Consider the following 18,431-nt stretch of genomic DNA (forward strand, 5'->3'; position numbering starts at 1 on the left):
AGCACCCGTGCCATCCGGCCCGGTCTGGCTTATGTAGCCGCTGTACGCATAACGGAACGGGACGGTTGGCAATGTCGGATGCGCTGGTGATCTTCACGCCCTCGGGCAAGCGGGGGCGGTTTGCCCATGGAACGCCGGTACTGACGGCTGCGCGGCAACTGGGGGTCGATCTGGATTCGGTCTGCGGTGGACGCGGCATCTGTTCCAAATGCCAGGTCAGCCCCGGCGTCGGCGCGTTTACCAAGCACGGCGTGACCGTATCGCCCGATGCCTTGACCGAATGGAACAGTGTCGAGCAACGCTACAAGGACAAGCGGGGCCTGCTGGATGGGCGGCGGCTGGGCTGCCAGGCGCGCATTCAGGGCGATGTGGTCATCGACGTGCCTGCCGAAAGCCAGGTGCACCGGCAGGTTGTGCGCAAGGATGTGACCGCGCGCGATATCGTCATGGATCCCGCGACGCGGCTGTTCTTCGTGCAGGTGGCGGAACCGGACATGCACGAACCCTCGGGCGATTTTGAGCGGTTGAACGCGGCGCTGGCCGACCAATGGGGTATCGGCCCGGTGGATGCAGGGCTGGATGTGTTGCGCGCGCTGCAACCTGCGTTGCGCAAGGGCAAATGGGGTGTCACCGTCGCGGTGCATCAGGGGCATGGCATCGCGCGGCCCGTGGCGGTCGACATCTGGCCGGGGCTTTATGATGGCGGGCTGTTCGGGCTGGCGATCGACCTTGGATCGACCACCATCGCCGCGCATCTGTGTGACCTGCGCACCGGGGCGGTGCGTGCGTCAGGCGGGATCATGAACCCGCAGATCCGCTTTGGCGAGGATCTGATGAGCCGGGTCAGCTATGTCATGATGAACCCCGGCGGCGATATCGAGATGACGCGCGTGGTCCGCGAAGGCATGAACACGCTGATCGCCGATATTGCGCGGGCCGAAGGGATCGACCCCCGCGCCATGGTCGAGGCTGTGGTGGTCTGCAACCCGGTAATGCACCACCTGTTCCTGGGGATCGATCCGGTGGAACTGGGTCAGGCGCCATTTGCGCTGGTCACGTCGGGGGCTATGAACCTGCGCGCGTCCGAGGTGGATCTGGTCGCGATCAATGCGCAGGCGCGGCTTTACATGCTGCCGTGTATCGCGGGGCATGTGGGCGCGGATGCTGCTGCCGTGGCCCTTTCCGAGGCGCCGGAACTGTCGGATGACCTGGTCCTCGTGGTCGATGTGGGCACCAATGCCGAGATCTTGCTGGGCAATAAAACGCGCGTGCTGGCATGTTCCTCGCCCACTGGCCCCGCGTTCGAGGGCGCGCAGATCTCCAGCGGTCAGCGCGCGGCACCCGGCGCGATCGAGGCGATCCGCATTGACCCGGTCACCAAGGAGCCGCGTTTCCGCGTGATCGGCTGTGACCTGTGGTCCGATGAGGACGGGTTTGGCGCCGCCACCAAGGCAAGCGGGATCACCGGCATCTGCGGGTCAGGCATCATCGAGGCGGTTGCCGAAATGCGCATGGCGGGGTTGGTCGATGCGTCGGGCCTGATCGGCTCGGCTTCGCAGGCGGGCACCGAACGCTTGCAGCCCGAAGGGCGCACGCATGTCTATGTGATCCATGATGCAAGCGACACCGGCGGACCGCGCATCACCGTGACACAGGGCGACATCCGCGCGATCCAACTGGCAAAATCGGCGCTTTATGCGGGCGCGCGGCTGTTGATGGATGAAATGGGCGTGGACAAGGTGGATCGCGTGGTGCTGGCGGGCGCGTTTGGGGCGCATATCAGCCCCAAACATGCAATGGTGCTGGGCATGATCCCCGATGCGCATCTGGATCAGGTGACGAGCGCTGGCAACGCCGCAGGCACCGGCGCGCGGATTGCCCTGTGCAACATCGCGGCGCGGGCAGGGATCGAGGTTACTGTGGGCAATATCCACAAGGTGGAAACCGCGATTGAGCCACGGTTTCAGGAACATTTCGTCGCGGCCAATGCGCTGCCCCATGCGGTGGACCCGTTCCCCGAATTGTCGCGGATCGTGACGTTACCTAATGTCAGCTTCAACACCGGGGGCGATGGCACGGGGGGCGGACGGCGCAGGCGGCGGGCGTGATGCGGCCCGCGCACCAACCGCCTGTGCCCTATGCACCTGTGGCGCTGGCCCAGATGTCGCTTACCCAGATGTCGCTTATCCACGTCATTGAATTGTGTGTTGATCCTGCGGCAGCGCTTCGGTAAGCCCGCGCCCAGACCAGATCGCCGGGCGGCGGCTTGCCCGGCACACTGACCCCCTGTTTGCCTTGGAAGGGCCAGCGATGATCCAGACCCCCTATTACCTCATTGATAAATCCCGCCTCCTGCCGAATATGGAGAAGATCGCCTGGCTGCGCGAAAACTCTGGCGCGAAATCACTGCTGGCGCTGAAGTGCTTTGCCACATGGTCGGTGTTCGACTTCATGGCGGAGTATATGGACGGCACCACCAGTTCCTCGCTGTTCGAGATGCAGTTGGGCCGCGACAAGTTCGGCGGCGAGACGCATGCCTATTCGGTGGCATGGTCCGAGGCCGAGATGCCGCAGGTCGTCGCCAATTCCGACAAGGTGATCTTCAACACCCTGGGCCAGTTGGACCGCTTCGATGCCGCTACCGCAGGCCACGCACGCGGGCTGCGGGTGAACCCGGGCGTCAGCACCTCGGAATTCGATCTGGCCGACCCGGCGCGCCCGTTTTCACGCCTGGGCGAAAGCGACCCCGCGGTGGTGGCAAAGGCGTTGGAGCGGGTGAGCGGCTTCATGTTCCATAACAACTGTGAAAACGCCGATTTCGACCGTTTCGACGCGATGTTGAACCATATCGAAGACCGTTTCGGCCCGCTGATCCGGCAAATGCAGTGGATCAGCCTGGGCGGTGGCATTCATTTCACCGGCGAGGGGTATCCGCTGGACCGGCTGGCCGAACGGCTAAAGCGCTTCGCCGGTGAGAATGAGGTGCAGGTCTATCTGGAACCCGGCGAGGCGGCGATTACCCGGTCCACCACGCTGGAACTGACGGTGCTGGACACGCTGTTCAACGGCAAGAACCTTGCCATCGTCGACAGCTCGATCGAGGCGCATATGCTCGACCTGCTGATCTACCGGGAGCCCGCCCGCGTCAGTCCCGATACTGGCGATCACGCATGGATGGTGTGCGGAAAATCCTGCCTTGCAGGGGATATTTTCGGTGAATTCCGGTTCGAGGCGCCGCTGCAACCGGGCGACCGGGTGTCCATTCAGGACGCGGCGGGCTATACAATGGTGAAGAAAAACTGGTTCAACGGCGTACAGATGCCCGGTATCGCGGTTCGGGAACTCGACGGTTCGGTGCGGTTGGTGCGGCAATTCGGCTATGATGAATTCGTCAGCGCGCTTTCCTGAGCCATTCTGAGCAATAAACGAAAAGGGACTGCATCACATGAAACGCAATGTCTTGATCATCGGGGCCGGGGGTGTCGCACAGGTGACGGCGCATAAATGCGCGCAGCATGCACCAGCCCTGGGCGATATTCACATTGCCAGCCGCACAAAGGCCAAATGTGATGAGATCATCGCGTCCATCCATGAAAAGGGCAGCCTGAAGGGCGGCGGAGCGTTGTCCGCGCACGCGCTCGATGCGATGGACACGCCCGCCGTGTCCGCCCTGATCCGCGAAACCGGTGCGCAGATCGTCATCAACGTGGGCAGCCCGTTCGTGAACATGTCGGTATTGGCCGCATGTATTGAGACAGGCGCGGCCTATATGGATACCGCGATCCATGAAGACCCCGAAAAGATCTGCGAGACGCCGCCCTGGTATGGCAATTACGAATGGCAGCGCCGCGATGCCTGCGCCAGGGCGGGCGTTACTGCGATCCTGGGCATCGGGTTCGATCCGGGCGTGGTGAACGCTTATGCGAAGCTGGCAATCGCCGATCATGTGCCCGACCCGGTGTCGATCGACATCGTGGACATCAACGCAGGCAGCCACGGCCGCTGGTTCGCCACCAACTTTGACCCAGAGATCAACTTTCGCGAATTTACCGGCACGGTCTACAGCTGGCAGGACGGCGCGTGGCAGACCAACAAAATGTTCGAGGTCGGCAAGGTCTGGGATCTGCCGGTCGTGGGAGAACAAAAGGCCTATATGACTGGCCATGATGAGGTGCACAGCCTTGCCACCCATTACCCCAATGCCGATGTGCGGTTCTGGATGGGCTTTGGCGATCATTACATCAACGTCTTTACTGTACTGAAAAACCTTGGTCTTTTGTCCGAACAGCCGGTGAAAACGGCTGAAGGGCTGGAAGTGGTGCCACTGAAAGTGGTGAAGGCCGTATTGCCCGACCCCGCGTCGCTGGCCCCCGATTATGAGGGCAAGACCTGCATCGGCACGCAGGTGCGCAATGCCGCCGGGGCCGAGGTGTTCATCTACAACGTCGCCGACCATCGCGAGGCTTTTGCCGAGGTCGGCAGCCAGGGCATCAGCTACACTGCGGGCGTGCCGCCGGTGGCTGCCGCGCTGCTGATCGCGGACGGCACCTGGGACACTGGCACAATGGTCAATGTCGAAGAACTGGACCCCAAACCCTTCTTGCGGCTGCTCGATGGCATGGGCCTGCCCACACGGTTGCGCGATGAGCGCGGGGATCGTGCCTGGGATGAGTGATGGGCATTTTGATTGCGCAAAGGTTGATCCCTGTGCCGCGATGCAAGCGAGATGATGCTGCCCAGCGGCCTTTTCCTTTGACTTTTCAAGGTTCTGCAATATCTTCGGATAGGCGCAAGACAGGTAGTACGTTGTGACGTTTCAGCCCCCCTCTGACCCTTCCGGGCCGCTGCTGGCCAAAATTGCCCTGCAGGACCGCTCGGCGTTCCGCACGCTTTATTCTGCCAGCGCCTCGAAACTTCTGGGGGTGCTGGTGCGTATGCTTGGGAACAGGGCTGAAGCCGAAGATGCGCTACAAGAAGTTTTTACGCGCATATGGCTGAATGCCCACAAGTTTGACCCGGATAAAGGCGGCGGCATGGGCTGGTTGATCACAATTGCGCGCAATCACGCGATAGACCGGCTGCGCACGCGCAAGCCCGAGGCGCAGCGCAGAACGCGCGATGATGGTGATACGGTCGATCCTGTGGATATGCTTGCAGATCCGACCCCAGGGGTCGAGGCGATGCTGGCCACGCGCGGCGACATGCAGCGGGTGGTGGAGTGTTTCGGCACGCTGGAGCGGGAGAAGTCCGCCGCCGTAAAGGGCGCCTACCTCGAAGGGCTTTCCTATCAGGACCTGTCCGAACGCTTCAACGTGCCGCTCAACACCATGCGCTCCTGGTTGCGCCGCAGCCTGCTGCAACTGCGGGAGTGTCTTGACCAATGACCGACCGCATTGATCTGCCCCATAACGAAGATGATGAGATGCTTGCCGCAGAATATGTGCTGGGCGTGCTGGATCTGCCTGACCGGCTGGCGGTGGAAAAGCGACTGCGCAATGAGCCGCAATTGGCCGCGCGCGTCACCGGCTGGCAGGCGCGGTTGGGTCCGCTGGACGAGGAATATGAACCCGTCAAGGCCCCCGACCTGATGCCCCAGATCGAGAGCCGGCTGTTCCCGAAAGCCAGCCGCGAGAACCCCGTGGCACTTCCGCGACGCTGGGCGTTCTGGCGTGGTGCGGCGCTGGGGTTGGTCATCGTGGTGCTGGCCGTGGCGATTGTCAGCATCAGCCAGCCGCGCGACCCCGGGTCTCCGTTCGTGACCCAACAAGCAACGCTGGCAGCCGAATTGCAGGCCGAAACCGGGGAACTGGCGCTGAGCGCCGCGTGGGGCGGCGGCACGCTGTCGCTCACGCGGGTTTCGGGCAGTGATGCCGGGCCGGGACAGGATTACGAGGTCTGGGCGATTGCGCCGGACAGCGCGCCGGTGTCCTTGGGCCTGTTACGCGGCACGCAGGTGCGGCTGAGCGCCGAGGTGGCCGAGGGCTGGACCCTTGCCGTCAGCCTGGAGCCTGAGGGCGGGTCGACCACGGGCGCGCCCACCGGGCCGGTGCTTGCTGCGGCGGCGCTGTCGCCTGTCTGATTTTTGTGTCTGATGTCGGGGCAGGTCTGCTGTTGGGGTCGGCGTGATCTGGCCCCATGTGGTGTCGGCCCGCGACAATCTACCAGAGCAGTTTTATCTGTGCGACTTTGCTCCGGTAAATTTGGCCAAGTGTGATTTGGGGTATGGCGCGCAGCTGGGTTGAAGCGATGCCCTGCCACAGCAAGCGCGCGCCTGATCTTTTCATGACCGGATTGGCCCTATACCCCTGAGATCCCGGTAACCCGAACGCCCGGGCGGCCTTGCCCGGGTGGCGCTGTTTGGCTTCCAGGCACGGCGCGCTGCTCCGGCGATGCCCATGCGATGGCAGGGTCTACTGCAACTGCGCGATCTGACGCGCCAGCGTGTCGAGCGCGCGCGCACTGGCGTCAGCGATGGCGCCGTATTCCTGGGCGGCCATTGGCACCGTGATGTCGAAGCGGCGCACGATATCGCTGCCGCTGCCCGATACCGGAACCAGGAAATACTGCCCGCTCAGGCGGTAGCGGCCATCGTTGCGCGCGACCATGCGGTCGATGCGCACTTCCAGCCGACGCGGCGGCAGGTCTTGCAGCGGCCAGGGTTCGACGATCACAGTAGCGCCGCTGACGGCGGTGATCTGGCGCGCCAGTGTCGTGGTGATGCCCAGCACAGGATCGTCGGCCCAGATGTTTGACGGCCCGGCGCGCAGGGTGCCGTCTTCAGCCTGAAGTGCAATCTCCTGACCCGCCGCATAATCGGGCAACCGCACCTCGCGCAGTTCGGTCGTGCCGATGCGGTTGGGCACGGTCTGCCCGCTGACCGGTGGCTCGATCAGGTAGCGCGCCACGTCCTGGGCGTCGGAACAAGCGGCCAGCGCCAGCACTGCGGATAGGATCAGGGGAAAACGACGGTTCAACAAAACGGGGTCCTATCTGCCCAGGATGAGCGAATTTGGGTTGCGTTCAAGGGTGCGCGCCAGCGAGCCTGCGGCGGCGGCGGCGCGACGGATCTCGCGCAGGGCGGCCACGGTTTCCTCGTTGAAGGCCGACCGCGCGCCATAGGTGGCCACCGCGCCATCGACGCTTTGCACCACGGTATCAAGGCGTTGCAGCAGCGCGGGCAGTTGCGCGGCGCTGTCTGCCACGGCATCGGCGGCATCGCGCGCCGAGCCAAGCGCGAGGTTGAGGCTTTCCACCGCCCCCCCGTCGCGCAATTCGGTCAGCGACTGGCGCAGCTCTACCAGCGTGTCGGTCAGCGCGCCGGGCAGGGCGGCGGTCTCCTCGGACCCGAACAGCCCGTCGAGTGTGAGCAGCAGTTCATCGGCGCGGCGCGCCAGTGCGTCCAATGGCAGGGTGCGGACACCGCGCGCCAGTTCTTCCAGCTCTTGCAGCAGCGGCGGCACGGATTCCGCAGCCAGATCGACGGCGCGGATCGCGCTGGCGGTGTCATCGACCAATATGCTGATCTGGTCTGGCAGGCCCGCATCGCGGAATTCTTCCAGAATGCTGGCGAATTCGCGCAGGGCCGCGCGGGCATCTGCCGGGATCGCCTGCACATCTTCCGACGCCACCAGCAGCGCCACGCTGTCGAGAACCGAAACCAGCCGTTCGGGTACCTGTTGCGTGCTGTCGCGGCCCACAAGATCGGTGCCCGCGTTCAGCAGTCGGATGGCGGATTGCATCAGCTCTTCAATGGGCAGGTTACCGACCCGGGTCAGCAACCCTTCGGCGGTGGCACCTGCATCTATGATCTCGGACGGGGCGGCGGGCAGCAGCGGGAAGGGTTCGTGGCGGAAGTCGATCACGCCGGGTTCGATGTCATCGAATTCGATCAGCTGCACCTCCAGCGTGGTGCCGAACAGCCCGGTAGAGGCGATGCGCCCACGCATCCCCAGGCCCACGCGTTCTTGCAAGAAACCCAGCGTTTCGGCATAGCTGGTGTCGGCGCGCAGGCCCAGCCGGGCCGGTTGCAGCGTCATGTTCAACTGAAGCCGCACCTCGCGCGATCCACGTACGCCGCTTTGCACCACCACGGCAAAATCATTGACCCGGCCCACGCGCAGGCCGCGATAGGTCACATCCGCGCCGACCTCCAACCCCTGCACCGACCCGTCGACCAACAGCGAAACGGGGACGAAATTGTCGGCATCGTCCAGCAAGATGGCATCGCGTGCCGCCGCTTCATCATCGAAAAGCCGGTATTGCTGCCCAGCTTCTACTGGCACCCCGCCCGAGATGATGTCGGAAAATTCGACCCCGCCAGTAATAAGCGACGCGATGGAGCGCACGTCGAGTGACAGGCCCGACCCGCCGACCGACACGCTGAAGCCCGAAATGTCCCAAAAGCGCGTGCCGCTGGTCAGGCGTGCGTCGTAGGGTGCGCGGATGAAGGCGTCGATCAATGCGCCCGTACCTGCGGGGTCAAGGCGCAGGTTGAAGAGCTCGCCCACTTCCAGACCCCGGAACAGCACCGGCGCGCCTTCGCTTACGCCGCCGGCATCTGCGGTGCGCAATTGCACCACGCTGCCACCACCGACAAAGCGCGCGACCGGCGCACGGTCCAGCGCGCGGTAAAGCGGCTGGCGCTCGCCGATCTCCGCATCCCACAGCCCTTCGATGAAAGAGCCTGACAGAACAGTATCGAGGCGCGAGATTCCGCGCGCCGACACCTCGGGCTGGACCAGCCAGAACTGTGCCTCTTCGCCGATCAGAGGGGCCACGTCGTTGTCGACGCGCACACCTACGATGACCTCGGTCAGATCATCGGAAAAGCGCACGGTTTCCACCATACCCACAGCGACCTCCCGAAACCGCAGCGGCGTCTGGCCCGCGACAATGCCCGCCGCATCTGGAAAGGCGATCTCGATCAGCTGACCCCGGTCGGTATATGCCTTGAACGCGACGCCCAGCGACACGATCAGCGCCAGCACCGGCACCGCCCAGACCAGCGAAAAACGTTCGCGCAGCGGGCGTTTGGCGGGCCGGATATCGAGGGGGGCAGGATCTTGGGTATCGCTCATCAACGGTCCTTCATGTGCCGGGCGGTGCCGGGGTCGATATCTGGGCCGGTTTGGTGTCCGGGAGGGGGCGCGGGGCCGTCCGGTGTCGCGTTGACCGCATCCCAGATCAGCCGCGAATCAAACGAGCGCGCTGAAAGCATGGTAAAGATCACCGACAGGGCAAAGGCAACCGCCGCAGGCCCGGGATTGATCGAGGCGACCAGCCCCAATTGCACCAATGCCGATAAAATCGCCACGACGAACACGTCGATCATCGACCATCGGCCGATGAACTCCACCATATCGTAGAGGTGTTGCAACCGGTGGCCCGACAGCGTGCCGGGCCGTTTTACCGCATAGGCGAGAAAGCCGATGGCGATGAACTTGCCCACCGGGATCGCGACCGATGCGATCAGCACGATCAGTGCCACAGGGATTTCGCCGTAGCGGATCAGCTCGATCGCGCCGCCGACAATGGTGCTTTGCTGGGCATCGGTCAGGGTGGTGGTCAGCAGCATTGGGTAGATGTTCGCCGGGAAATAGGCGATAATTCCTGCCGCCATCCACGCCAGCGCCGTCTGTACTGAAGAATGGTCGCGGCTTTTCAGCGGGCTTTCGCACCGTGGGCACAGCGTCGTGCCCCGGGGAGAGACCTTGCCGCAGGTGCGGCAGCCAACCAGACCGGCGGCGCGCGCTGTCGAGTAGGTGCCGGAGCGGTGGGCGGGGCCGCTCATGCGGTTGCCCTGCGGCTATCGTCCGACGATTCTGACCGTTCCAGCGCCTGCCATATGCTGAAGTTGCACATGAAGAGATCTTGCACAGCGACCACGATGACGAGCGCGACGAAGGTGTAGAACGCCGGGCCGAAGGTGACCATGGCCAGCCCCGCCACCTTTACCAGCGCCACGGCGACGCTGATGATGAAAATCTCGGCCATCGACCAGGGGTGCAGAAACTCGGCAAAGCGCAGCATCGGCTTGGCATAGCGCGCGGCGGGCCGGTCGCGCACCAACGGCACCAACACATATACCAGCGCCGCCGCGCGCATCACCGGGATCAAGATGATGAAGGCGACGGTCAGCACTGTCAGCGGCAACAGCACCCCGCTGGAAAAACTGAGCGCCGCGTCAAACACCGACGTGCGCCGCGTCATGCCGGAAACCGAGATGGCGATGAAGGGGTGAAAAAGGGCGCCCAGCATCAAGATGGCCACGGTGATGCCCATGGCGATGACCTGCAAGAAGGCATCGCGGCGCGGCGCAATCAGGCGGTGGCCGCACTGGCTGCACCGCGCCTGTTCGCCCGGCGCCAGCGGCGTCACCCGGTGCAGCGTGTCGCAATGCGGGCAGGCGATCAGGTCGTCCAGATCACGCGCCACGGTCGCAACAGGCACTGTCTGCGCTGCGGTTGGGGGGGAAGCGGCAGACATCAAACTGAAGGCACGCCAAATGGCACCGGGCCGCTGGCCGCGCGCAGGGCGCGCGGCGACGGCACGGGCGCGTCGGCAATCAAGGAGCGGTGGGCGATCAAGTGCCCGCGTATTCTCAAGGGGGCGAGCGCGGTCATTGTGCCGATACTTCGACGCGGTGCAGATCGGTAAGCGACAGATTCAGCGCGCGGAACGCGGCCAGCGACAACTGGCTGCCCCCGCCCGCCGGATTGCCCGAGGGGCGCAGCTCTACCGTCACCCCAGCACCGCCGTCGGCCCGCGCCACGCGGCCCTGGGTGACTGACTGCACCAGCCCGGTGCGCAGCCAGAAGCCCGGTTCGGCTGGATTGCCCAGCGATGCAACGGTCTCGCCCAACGCTGTGCCACTGGTCGGCGCGGCCTGCACGGCCTCGGCGCGTTGCGCGGCTGTGGTGGTGTCAAACGCCTCGGCGGTGCGGGCGCCTTCCGGGGGGCGGGGGGCGGCACCCGGGCGGCCCTGCGGGCGCGGCGTATCGGCGCCCGGGGTCGCCACGGCAACCTGCGGCCCGCCGTCACGCTGTAAAAACGCAGGGCGCGCGCTGTCACCACATGCCGAAACCAACCCAACCAGCAGAAACGGGGCATAAAAAACTGTTTTCATGGTGTCACATTAGGCAAGACTGCGCGCGACTGCAACGCGCTTCGCCCTTGCCTGTCGGGGAATTGATGCCTAGCTTGCATCGCATGCATACCCCCCTGATCGATCCATTTGCCCGACCCATCAGCTATTTGCGCGTCTCGGTGACGGATCGCTGCGATTTTCGCTGTGCCTATTGCATGGCAGAAAACATGACCTTCTTGCCAAAGAAGGAACTGCTGACGCTGGAAGAACTGGACCGGATGTGTTCGGCCTTCATCGGGCTCGGGGTGGAAAAGCTGCGCATCACCGGCGGCGAACCTTTGGTGCGCCGCGACATCATGCGCTTTTTTGACGCAATGACCCGGCATCTGGATCGGGGAGCGCTGCGCGAACTGACGCTGACCACCAATGGCTCGCAATTGCGGAAATACGCGCGCGATCTTTACGCGTGCGGGGTGCGGCGGGTGAATGTCTCGCTCGACACGCTGGATGATGCGAAATTCGCGCGCATCACGCGCTGGGGACGCTTGGCGCAGGTGCTGGACGGCATCGACGCTGCGCAAACTGCGGGTCTGCGGGTAAAGATCAACGCCGTGGCGCTGAAGGGTTTCAATGAGGATGAGCTGTTTCATCTGACCGATTGGTGCGCGGCACGGGCGATGGACCTGACGTTTATCGAGGTGATGCCGATGGGTGATCTGGGCGGCGAGGACCGGCAGGACCAGTACTGGCCGCTGCGCGACCTGCGCGCACGGTTGGCAGAGCGCTTTACGCTGGTCGATCTGGCGGAACGCACCGGCGGTCCGGCGCGATATGTGCAACTGGCCGAGACCGGGCAGAAAGTCGGTTTTATCACGCCGCTGACGCACAATTTCTGTGAAAGCTGCAACCGTGTGCGGCTGACCTGCACGGGGGAGCTGTACATGTGCCTGGGTCAGGAGGACATGGCCGACCTGCGCGCGCCGCTGCGTGCCAGTGCCGAAGATGGTCCGTTGGTGGACGCGATCCGCGCTGCGATTGCGCGCAAGCCGAAGGGGCATGATTTCGACTATACGCGTCAAGGAATCAGCGGCCAGATGACCCGGCACATGAGCCACACGGGCGGTTGAGATCTGTCTGTTACGGGTCGTGAAGCCCTGCGGGCTTGCGGAACTGCAGGAATGTGAAGCCCCGCAGTCATCCCGGGCGGATTGGCGCGATTTTTCTCAGGGCAGGGGCGGTTTTTCCGGCCGGTCGGTCAGATGTGCCGCGGCCTCGCGCGCGGCAAAGGGTTTCATCGCGGCGCCATGCGCCTCCAGAAACGCCGTGCTGCGGGCGCGGTCGTGTTTCGACAACTCGCGAAGCCAGGTGGCAATCGCCTTCTGGATGAACCAGTCCCGATCGGGCACATAGGTTGCGGCCCAATCCAAAACCCGCTCGCGGATCGCGGTATCGTGCGCCGAGGGGTGGTTGAGCCGCGCCCAGGGCAGGGTGATGACCAGCGCTGCGCGCCGGGTCCACAGGTTGGGGTGCAAGGTCCAATCCGCCACCACATCCACCCGCGCAGGGTCGGCCACCAGCCGCCGCGCGCCCGCCGCGCAGGCGTGATCGGCGAGCGCCCAACTGTCGAACCCTTCGGCCCAGTCCACGATCAGCGCCCAGGCGCCGCTGTCATCGGGGCGGATGCGCGCCTGCGTCAGAAGTTTCGCTGCTGCGACGCGCCCCTCATGCACGTCGCTGTCCCACAGGCCTGCCGCAAGCTCCAGCCGGGCGGGGAGGCTTATGCGTTGCCGCCAGCCGCGCGCCATGTCGTCGATCACCGGTACGCGCACGCCGAAGAACGCGCGCGACGTCTTGTGATAGGCGGCCTGTTCGGCGGCTACACCAGGGTCGCCCGCGGCGCGCAGGGCGTCGAGCGCGGTATCTACGGTCAGGCGATCAGGCATCTTGCGTATCCGCATTGGCCGACAGGATGCCGGTGGGCAGACCGTTGATCGTGTGTTGATTTTTCTCGGCCCAATAGGCGTGCACACCCGCGTCACCCTTGCCCTCGGCCCAGGTCTTGAGCGTGTCGCGCGGGCCGGTGTGCTCGTAGAACGGCACTGCATAGCCGCAAGATGTCTGAACCATCTCGACCTGCATGTCATAGATCTGGCGCGTCCCGGGCAGGGGGGGGAAGTGGCCGATCAGGTCTGCCCATGCGGAATCATGCGGATATACCGCCCGCGCAGTACCATAAAGCCGCAAGATCATCGGGCGGGTGTCGAAGGACACGAACATCAACGTCATGCGGGGGCTGTCGGCCAGATGCCCCGCCGTCTCATTCCCCGACCCGGTGACCGACAGCCAGATGACACGATTATCGGACAGGACGCGCAGGCAATCCATCCCCTTTGGCGAGATATTCACCCGGCCCTCACGCGCGGCGGTGCCGGTGAAGAACATCTGCTGCGCTGCGATGATGCTGCGGTGATCGTCGGTCAGGCTGTCGAACTGCTTGGCCATGCCGCGTTCCTTTGATGAGATGCGATGCCCCCACGATAGCCTACGCAGGGAGGCGGCAAAAGCCCGAATTGTGCCGCGCGGCCCCTGCGCGGCTTTAGCAGACGCGCTGCGTCCCTTTCAGCAAGGTTGGGCGAAGATCGTTACCCAGCGCTTGCGCCCGCGCCCGTTGCTGGGGCCGGAAATGCCAATGCCGATAAAGGCATAATCCTGGCGCAGTATATTGTCGCGGTGGCCGGGGGAGGCCATCCAGTTGCGATGCACCTGCGCGACGCTGCTTTGGCCCATCGCGATATTCTCGCCGGTCCAGCAACTGCGAATGCCGGCTTCGTGGACGCGCTGCGGCGCGCCCGCGCCGCGCCTGTCGGTATGGCTGAAATAGCGCTGTTGGTGCATGTCGCAGGCATGTTGATGCGCCACCGAGGTCAGTTCCGGCGACAAAAGCAGCGGCGGCAGGCCTGCGCGGGCACGGTCCATGTTGGTGCGCGCCACCAGTTCCTGGGCCATCTGGCCGAAACCTTCGGGCGTGCAGGCGGCAGCAATCTGGGGTGGTGCCAGCGCAATCAGCATGGCCAAAGCCATACGAAAAAATGCCATCTGTGGCGGGTGGCGCAACGCTGAAAAAAACCGGGCTGACATGCGACCCTTCCCCAAACCCTTACGCAAGACCCAGCTTGGCCCTTGCACCGATTAGGAGGAAATACCGCAGCCCAGTCAAGTTTCAACCCGGGCACGGACGCAGCAAAGCACGCCGGATTTAGCTTAAATTGCCGCGTAGGCGTCGCAGGCCAGGTGCGGCAAGCTGGCGCAAAATCAGGGGATGATGCGGTTGTAGCGAACGCCTGCCAGCGACGCGCCGGCAATCAGCCCTGCCTGCCCGAAGACCACAGCCACGACAGGGGCGAATTGCGTGGTGGTTTCCGCCCCCATGCTGCCACCGCGATCAGGGAGTGCATAGCGCAGGTCGGCGCTGCCTGCCCAGCCTTCGGACTGGCGGAATTCGGTCAGGGCCTGCGAGGTCATGAAGAACAGCGCATGGGCATATTGCTGCGCGCCGATCTGAAATCCGACGCTGGCGCGGGTGGCGGCGAAGTAATCCACCGTCACATTGTTGATCCGCAGTGCGCCCTGCCCGTAGCTGCCGCCGACGAACAGCCCGGCCTCGGTCACGACGGGAATGTACAGAATGCCGTGGGCCTTGTCGAAAAGCTCACGCATGCCGGGGTAGTTCTGCATCAGAAAATCGCGCGAGGCATCGACGCGTGCGTCCAGCCGCGCTGCACCAGTGCCGCCCACCGGATTGCCGCAGGCCGCCAGCAGCGCCAGCGCGGCGCCACCCGCCATGAAGTTGCGGCGGTTGGACGTGGTGAGATGTGTGGGGTGCGGGGTTCGCAAGGTGGGGCTGGTCATGTCTTTTGCCTTTGTGCTGCCTCGGGGGTGCCGCGTTGCGGCTTTTTGGGGTTTTCCCTTTGGCTACAATATACGGGGGTTTTGTGGCGATGTCATCACAGGGAATGCGCCAGCGACGGGGATCGGCGAAGCTTTGCGCCCAGGCGACTACCCCGCACCCTGTCGCGGCCAGAGGGGGGCCACCGGGGTATGGCGCGCCATCGCTTCCAGCAGCGCGCGCATGTCATGGCCAAAGCCCGGGCGGGCGCGCAGCGCCGCCAATCGGATGCGCAGCGCTTCCTCTTGCTGGTTTTGGGCGGCACGCAATGCGGGGTCTTTCAGGGCGGAAGCGACGGCCTGCGTCGTGGCTTCGGCCTGCGCGGCGGCGCTGTCGTCGGGGGTGGGCGCATCGTTGAGCCGGGCGAATTCGGCCAGATCGGCGGCGCTCAGCGGGGCGGGCCGCGAGAGCAGATATTCCTCGGCCGAGCGTAGCGGATAGCGGTTGATCCGGGGGGCCTGTGCGCTGTTGGGCTGCGCGTCGCCCGGTTCTGCGGTAAACGCCGCATCCTCGGGGGGCAGGAACCATGTCAGGCTATCGGCGGTGCGCAGGGTCCCCCCGGGGGTAAGCCATTGCGCTGCTTCGTCCTTTGGCAGCGCGGGGCGGTGCAGGCCCCATGTCCAATCCTTGCGGTAGCGCGCCAAGACCCGCAACGGCAGCCGCTGCACGGACCCTGCTGCTTGCCGGTGGGTGAAGCGGGCAGGGATCATGCGGCGGGCGCAATGCGCCTGCCCGCCGGACCCGAAGGTGACGCATGGCAGCGCCAGCCCCGAGGCTTCGGTCAGTTTGGCAAGGCCGGGCAGGAGGCCGGCGGGGGCGTGCAGGAAATCAGTGACCTCGGCCACCAAAAGCCAGTCGCTGCCATCCAGCGCCGCTTGGGCCGCCGGGCTGTTGACCGCCGCGCGGACCTGTGCAGCGCGGTCGCCGTCTGTGCTGTTTGGGACGGCAACGCCATGGGCAAGACCCTGCCGGGACAGCGCGTCTAGCAGATCCGCCGCGCCACCGCCCGGCGGATCGCACAGGATGACCTGGTCAAACCCCGCCAACCGGTGCCAAAGCACCCAGTCCAGCAGCCACGGCCCCTGACCTTCGGCCAGCGCGATGATGCTGACGCGAGGTCCGGGGCCGGGAGATGGCGACATATCAGCCGCGCAGGATGCTGCGCCCGGCATAGACGGCGGTTTCACCCAGAGCTTCCTCGATACGGATCAACTGGTTGTACTTTGCCAGCCGGTCGGACCGCGCAAGTGAGCCGGTCTTGATCTGCCCGCAATTGGTGGCAACCGCCAGATCGGCGATGGTGGTGTCCTCGGTCTCGCCCGAGCGGTGCGACATCACGCAGTTCATGCCCGCGCGCTGCGCCATGGCCACGGCGGCGAGGGTTTCCGACAGCGTGCCGATCTGGTTGACCTTGACCAAAAGCGCGTTGCCGCAGCCCTTCGCGATGCCTTCGGCAATGCGCACGGGGTTGGTGACAAAAAGGTCGTCGCCCACCAATTGGCACCGGTCGCCGATGGCGTCGGTCAGCAGTTTCCAGCCTTCCCAGTCATCTTCCGAACACCCGTCTTCGATCGAGATGATGGGATAGTCATTCACCAGCGCCTCAAGATACGCGACATTCTCGGCGCGCGTCAGGGATTTGCCCTCGCCGACCATCTCGTACTTGCCGCCCTTGAAGTATTCGGTCGCCGCGCAGTCCAGCGCCAGATAGATATCTTCGCCGGGTTTGTACCCTGCCTTTTCGATGGATTTCAGGATGAAATCGAGGGCTTCGCGCGTGCTGGAGATATTGGGGGCAAAGCCGCCTTCATCGCCGATGCCGGTGGACAGACCCGCGGCATGCAGTTCCTTCTTCAGCGTGTGGAAGACTTCGGACCCCATGCGCACCGCCTCGCGGATGCTGGTGGCCGCAACCGGCATGATCATGAATTCCTGAATGTCGATCGGGTTGTCGGCATGTTCGCCACCGTTGATGATGTTCATCATCGGCACCGGCAGAGTACGCGCCGACGTGCCGCCGATGTAGCGGTAAAGGGGTTGTGCGGTGAAATCCGCTGCCGCCTTGGCCACCGCCAACGACACACCCAGAATGGCATTCGCGCCCAGACGGCCCTTGTTGGGGGTGGTGTCGACTTCGATCATCACCTTGTCGATGGCTTCTTGTTCGGTGGCGTCAAACCCTACCAGCGCCTCGGCCAGTTCGCTGTTCACCGCCGCCACGGCATCCAGCACACCCTTGCCGAAATAACGCGATTTGTCGCCGTCGCGCAGTTCGACGGCCTCATGTGCGCCGGTGGAGGCGCCCGAGGGGACGGCGGCCCGGCCCATTGTGCCGTCTTCCAGGATCACGTCCACCTCGACCGTCGGATTTCCGCGGCTGTCAAGGATCTCACGGCCGATGATTTCGATAATGGTGCTCATATCCGGCACTCCTGATGTTGCAAGTGACTGTGCTGCGGCGTCTATACCCCGGCTTGCGGCGCGGGGGAAGACCTGCGAAGCCGCTGTTCGCGGATGATCGTGTAAAGCCCGGCGCAAACGATGATTGCTGCGCCCATATAGGTCAGCGCGTCAGGGCGTTCACCGAAGACGGCGACGCCCAGCACCATCGCAAACAGCAAGCGGCTATAGCGGAAGGGCGTGATGACCGCAATCTGGCCCAGCCGGACCGAAGCGACCAGCATGTAATATCCCACCATCCCGGAAGTCAGCGCCAGCACCAGCAGCAGCACATTCAATGGGTCCGGCATTGCAGGGGCCTGCTGGCCCCACACCAACAGCATCGCGCCCGCCGGGATCACCGACAAAAACCCCCAGGCCGAGACTTGCCAACTGCTGAGGGTGGCCGGGATGCGCCGCGTCGCCAGGTCGCGTCCGGCAAGGCCGAAGACGCCGACGACTGCCAATAGCGACGCGGGCTCAAACCCCTGCAGTCCCGGGCGCAGCACCAGCAGCACGCCGCAGAACCCCACGATGATCGCGCTCCAGCGTCGCCACCCCACATCCTCACCCAAAAACAACGCCGCGCCCAGCGTCACCGCCAGCGGCAACGCCTGAAGGATCGCCGAGGCGCTGGACAAGGGCGTCAGCACGATGGCGCTGACAAAGCCGGTGGTGCCCACCATCTCGCACAGGTTGCGCAGCACGACGGGGCGACTCCAGAGCGCGCGGGGAAACAACGGGCGCCGGATGCGCAGCAAGACGATGGAAAACAAGATGCCGCCGCCGATGCCCAGCAAGATCAGGATCTGGCCCAGCGGCAGGGCATCCGAAATGATCTTGATGAACACATCCTCGGTGGCGAAGGCCGCCATGGCCAGCACCATCAAGATCGCGCCGCGCAGGTTCTCAGTCATTGGGGGCGGCTCCGGTCTGGCTTTCGGGTGTGCGGCAGGGGTA

General features: G+C 64.5%; 18 protein-coding genes. 6 read left to right on the plus strand and 12 right to left on the minus strand.

Going from position 1 to position 18,431, the window contains the following annotated elements; translation table 11 throughout:
* Positions 1 to 71: 71 nt before the first annotated feature.
* From H9529_RS02830 to H9529_RS02850, 5 genes are all read left to right on the plus strand, one after another.
* On the plus strand, positions 72 to 2,108 hold the full coding sequence (locus H9529_RS02830; protein WP_092891318.1) for an ASKHA domain-containing protein: 2,037 nt from the start codon (positions 72 to 74) through the stop codon (positions 2,106 to 2,108).
* A 205-nt stretch (positions 2,109 to 2,313) separates the two neighbouring features.
* Positions 2,314 to 3,408: a carboxynorspermidine decarboxylase gene (locus H9529_RS02835; protein WP_092891448.1), complete on the plus strand. Its 1,095-nt coding sequence runs from the start codon at positions 2,314 to 2,316 to the stop codon at positions 3,406 to 3,408.
* Positions 3,409 to 3,445: 37 nt separating this feature from the next.
* On the plus strand, positions 3,446 to 4,675 hold the full coding sequence (locus H9529_RS02840) for a saccharopine dehydrogenase family protein (protein ID WP_092891316.1): 1,230 nt from the start codon (positions 3,446 to 3,448) through the stop codon (positions 4,673 to 4,675).
* A 133-nt stretch (positions 4,676 to 4,808) separates the two neighbouring features.
* Positions 4,809 to 5,384 (plus strand): sigma-70 family RNA polymerase sigma factor, encoded by a 576-nt coding sequence (locus H9529_RS02845; RefSeq protein ID WP_092891314.1) that lies wholly within the window; start codon positions 4,809 to 4,811, stop codon positions 5,382 to 5,384.
* A complete protein-coding gene (locus H9529_RS02850; RefSeq protein ID WP_092891312.1) occupies positions 5,381 to 6,079 on the plus strand; it encodes an anti-sigma factor in 699 nt (232 codons plus the stop codon). Before H9529_RS02845 ends, H9529_RS02850 begins: the two co-directional genes overlap by 4 nt.
* A gap of 331 nt (positions 6,080 to 6,410) precedes the next feature.
* Here H9529_RS02850 and H9529_RS02855 read toward each other — a convergent pair whose 3' ends face one another.
* The 5 genes from H9529_RS02855 to H9529_RS02875 all read right to left on the minus strand — a co-directional run bounded on the left by H9529_RS02855 (position 6,411) and on the right by H9529_RS02875 (position 11,125).
* Positions 6,411 to 6,974, minus strand: coding sequence for a PqiC family protein (locus H9529_RS02855; protein ID WP_176847222.1), 564 nt, complete (start codon positions 6,972 to 6,974; stop codon positions 6,411 to 6,413).
* Between the two features lie 12 nt (positions 6,975 to 6,986).
* Positions 6,987 to 9,077, minus strand: a complete 2,091-nt coding sequence (locus H9529_RS02860; RefSeq protein ID WP_092891308.1) for a PqiB family protein — start codon at positions 9,075 to 9,077, stop codon at positions 6,987 to 6,989.
* Complete coding sequence (locus H9529_RS02865) at positions 9,077 to 9,790, minus strand: paraquat-inducible protein A (protein WP_092891306.1); 714 nt, start codon at positions 9,788 to 9,790, stop codon at positions 9,077 to 9,079. The genes H9529_RS02860 and H9529_RS02865 overlap by 1 nt, the downstream gene beginning before the upstream one ends.
* A complete protein-coding gene (locus H9529_RS02870) occupies positions 9,787 to 10,449 on the minus strand; it encodes a paraquat-inducible protein A (protein ID WP_223814272.1) in 663 nt (220 codons plus the stop codon). Before H9529_RS02870 ends, H9529_RS02865 begins: the two co-directional genes overlap by 4 nt.
* Before the next feature lie 169 nt (positions 10,450 to 10,618).
* Positions 10,619 to 11,125, minus strand: coding sequence for a hypothetical protein (locus tag H9529_RS02875; RefSeq protein WP_092891302.1), 507 nt, complete (start codon positions 11,123 to 11,125; stop codon positions 10,619 to 10,621).
* Positions 11,126 to 11,208: 83 nt separating this feature from the next.
* On the opposite strand from H9529_RS02875, the gene moaA reads away from it, so the two are divergent.
* Positions 11,209 to 12,213, plus strand: a complete 1,005-nt coding sequence (gene moaA, locus H9529_RS02880) for a GTP 3',8-cyclase MoaA (RefSeq protein WP_092891300.1) — start codon at positions 11,209 to 11,211, stop codon at positions 12,211 to 12,213.
* Positions 12,214 to 12,309: 96 nt separating this feature from the next.
* Here the strand turns inward: moaA and H9529_RS02885 are convergent, their stop codons facing one another.
* The 7 genes from H9529_RS02885 to H9529_RS02915 form a co-directional block, all read right to left on the minus strand.
* Positions 12,310 to 13,029: a DNA alkylation repair protein gene (locus tag H9529_RS02885; protein ID WP_223814273.1), complete on the minus strand. Its 720-nt coding sequence runs from the start codon at positions 13,027 to 13,029 to the stop codon at positions 12,310 to 12,312.
* Entirely contained in the window at positions 13,022 to 13,588 is a 567-nt protein-coding gene (locus tag H9529_RS02890) for a pyridoxamine 5'-phosphate oxidase family protein (RefSeq protein WP_092891298.1), read from the minus strand. Before H9529_RS02890 ends, H9529_RS02885 begins: the two co-directional genes overlap by 8 nt.
* Positions 13,589 to 13,705: 117 nt before the next feature.
* A complete protein-coding gene (locus H9529_RS02895; protein WP_176847220.1) occupies positions 13,706 to 14,155 on the minus strand; it encodes a CAP domain-containing protein in 450 nt (149 codons plus the stop codon).
* Positions 14,156 to 14,398: 243 nt separating this feature from the next.
* On the minus strand, positions 14,399 to 14,995 hold the full coding sequence (locus H9529_RS02900) for a lipid-binding SYLF domain-containing protein (protein WP_223814274.1): 597 nt from the start codon (positions 14,993 to 14,995) through the stop codon (positions 14,399 to 14,401).
* A gap of 147 nt (positions 14,996 to 15,142) precedes the next feature.
* Positions 15,143 to 16,174 (minus strand): glycosyltransferase family protein, encoded by a 1,032-nt coding sequence (locus H9529_RS02905; RefSeq protein ID WP_143033527.1) that lies wholly within the window; start codon positions 16,172 to 16,174, stop codon positions 15,143 to 15,145.
* Between the two features lies 1 nt (position 16,175).
* Positions 16,176 to 17,453 carry a phosphopyruvate hydratase gene (gene eno, locus H9529_RS02910; RefSeq protein ID WP_092891292.1) on the minus strand — a complete coding sequence of 426 codons (1,278 nt, stop codon included), beginning with the start codon at positions 17,451 to 17,453 and terminating at the stop codon, positions 16,176 to 16,178.
* 41 nt (positions 17,454 to 17,494) lie between these two features.
* On the minus strand, positions 17,495 to 18,388 hold the full coding sequence (locus H9529_RS02915; protein ID WP_092891290.1) for a DMT family transporter: 894 nt from the start codon (positions 18,386 to 18,388) through the stop codon (positions 17,495 to 17,497).
* Between the last annotated feature and the right edge of the window lie 43 nt (positions 18,389 to 18,431).

It is taken from the genome of Roseicitreum antarcticum, assembly GCF_014681765.1.
Taxonomy (GTDB): domain Bacteria; phylum Pseudomonadota; class Alphaproteobacteria; order Rhodobacterales; family Rhodobacteraceae; genus Roseicitreum; species Roseicitreum antarcticum.

Excerpts from the sequence above, each read along its gene's own strand:
- H9529_RS02895 (WP_176847220.1), bottom strand. The coding sequence starts at position 14,155 with ATGCTGATTGCGCTGGCACCACCCCAGATTGCTGCCGCCTGCACGCCC.
- H9529_RS02865 (WP_092891306.1), bottom strand. The coding sequence starts at position 9,790 with ATGAGCGGCCCCGCCCACCGCTCCGGCACCTACTCGACAGCGCGCGCC.
- H9529_RS02860 (WP_092891308.1), bottom strand. The coding sequence starts at position 9,077 with ATGAGCGATACCCAAGATCCTGCCCCCCTCGATATCCGGCCCGCCAAA.
- H9529_RS02915 (WP_092891290.1), bottom strand. The coding sequence starts at position 18,388 with ATGACTGAGAACCTGCGCGGCGCGATCTTGATGGTGCTGGCCATGGCG.
- H9529_RS02905 (WP_143033527.1), bottom strand. The coding sequence starts at position 16,174 with ATGTCGCCATCTCCCGGCCCCGGACCTCGCGTCAGCATCATCGCGCTG.
- moaA (WP_092891300.1), top strand. The coding sequence starts at position 11,209 with ATGCATACCCCCCTGATCGATCCATTTGCCCGACCCATCAGCTATTTG.
- eno (WP_092891292.1), bottom strand. The coding sequence starts at position 17,453 with ATGAGCACCATTATCGAAATCATCGGCCGTGAGATCCTTGACAGCCGC.
- H9529_RS02885 (WP_223814273.1), bottom strand. The coding sequence starts at position 13,029 with ATGCCTGATCGCCTGACCGTAGATACCGCGCTCGACGCCCTGCGCGCC.
- H9529_RS02875 (WP_092891302.1), bottom strand. The coding sequence starts at position 11,125 with ATGAAAACAGTTTTTTATGCCCCGTTTCTGCTGGTTGGGTTGGTTTCG.
- H9529_RS02850 (WP_092891312.1), top strand. The coding sequence starts at position 5,381 with ATGACCGACCGCATTGATCTGCCCCATAACGAAGATGATGAGATGCTT.
- H9529_RS02840 (WP_092891316.1), top strand. The coding sequence starts at position 3,446 with ATGAAACGCAATGTCTTGATCATCGGGGCCGGGGGTGTCGCACAGGTG.
- H9529_RS02900 (WP_223814274.1), bottom strand. The coding sequence starts at position 14,995 with ATGACCAGCCCCACCTTGCGAACCCCGCACCCCACACATCTCACCACG.
- H9529_RS02890 (WP_092891298.1), bottom strand. The coding sequence starts at position 13,588 with ATGGCCAAGCAGTTCGACAGCCTGACCGACGATCACCGCAGCATCATC.
- H9529_RS02830 (WP_092891318.1), top strand. The coding sequence starts at position 72 with ATGTCGGATGCGCTGGTGATCTTCACGCCCTCGGGCAAGCGGGGGCGG.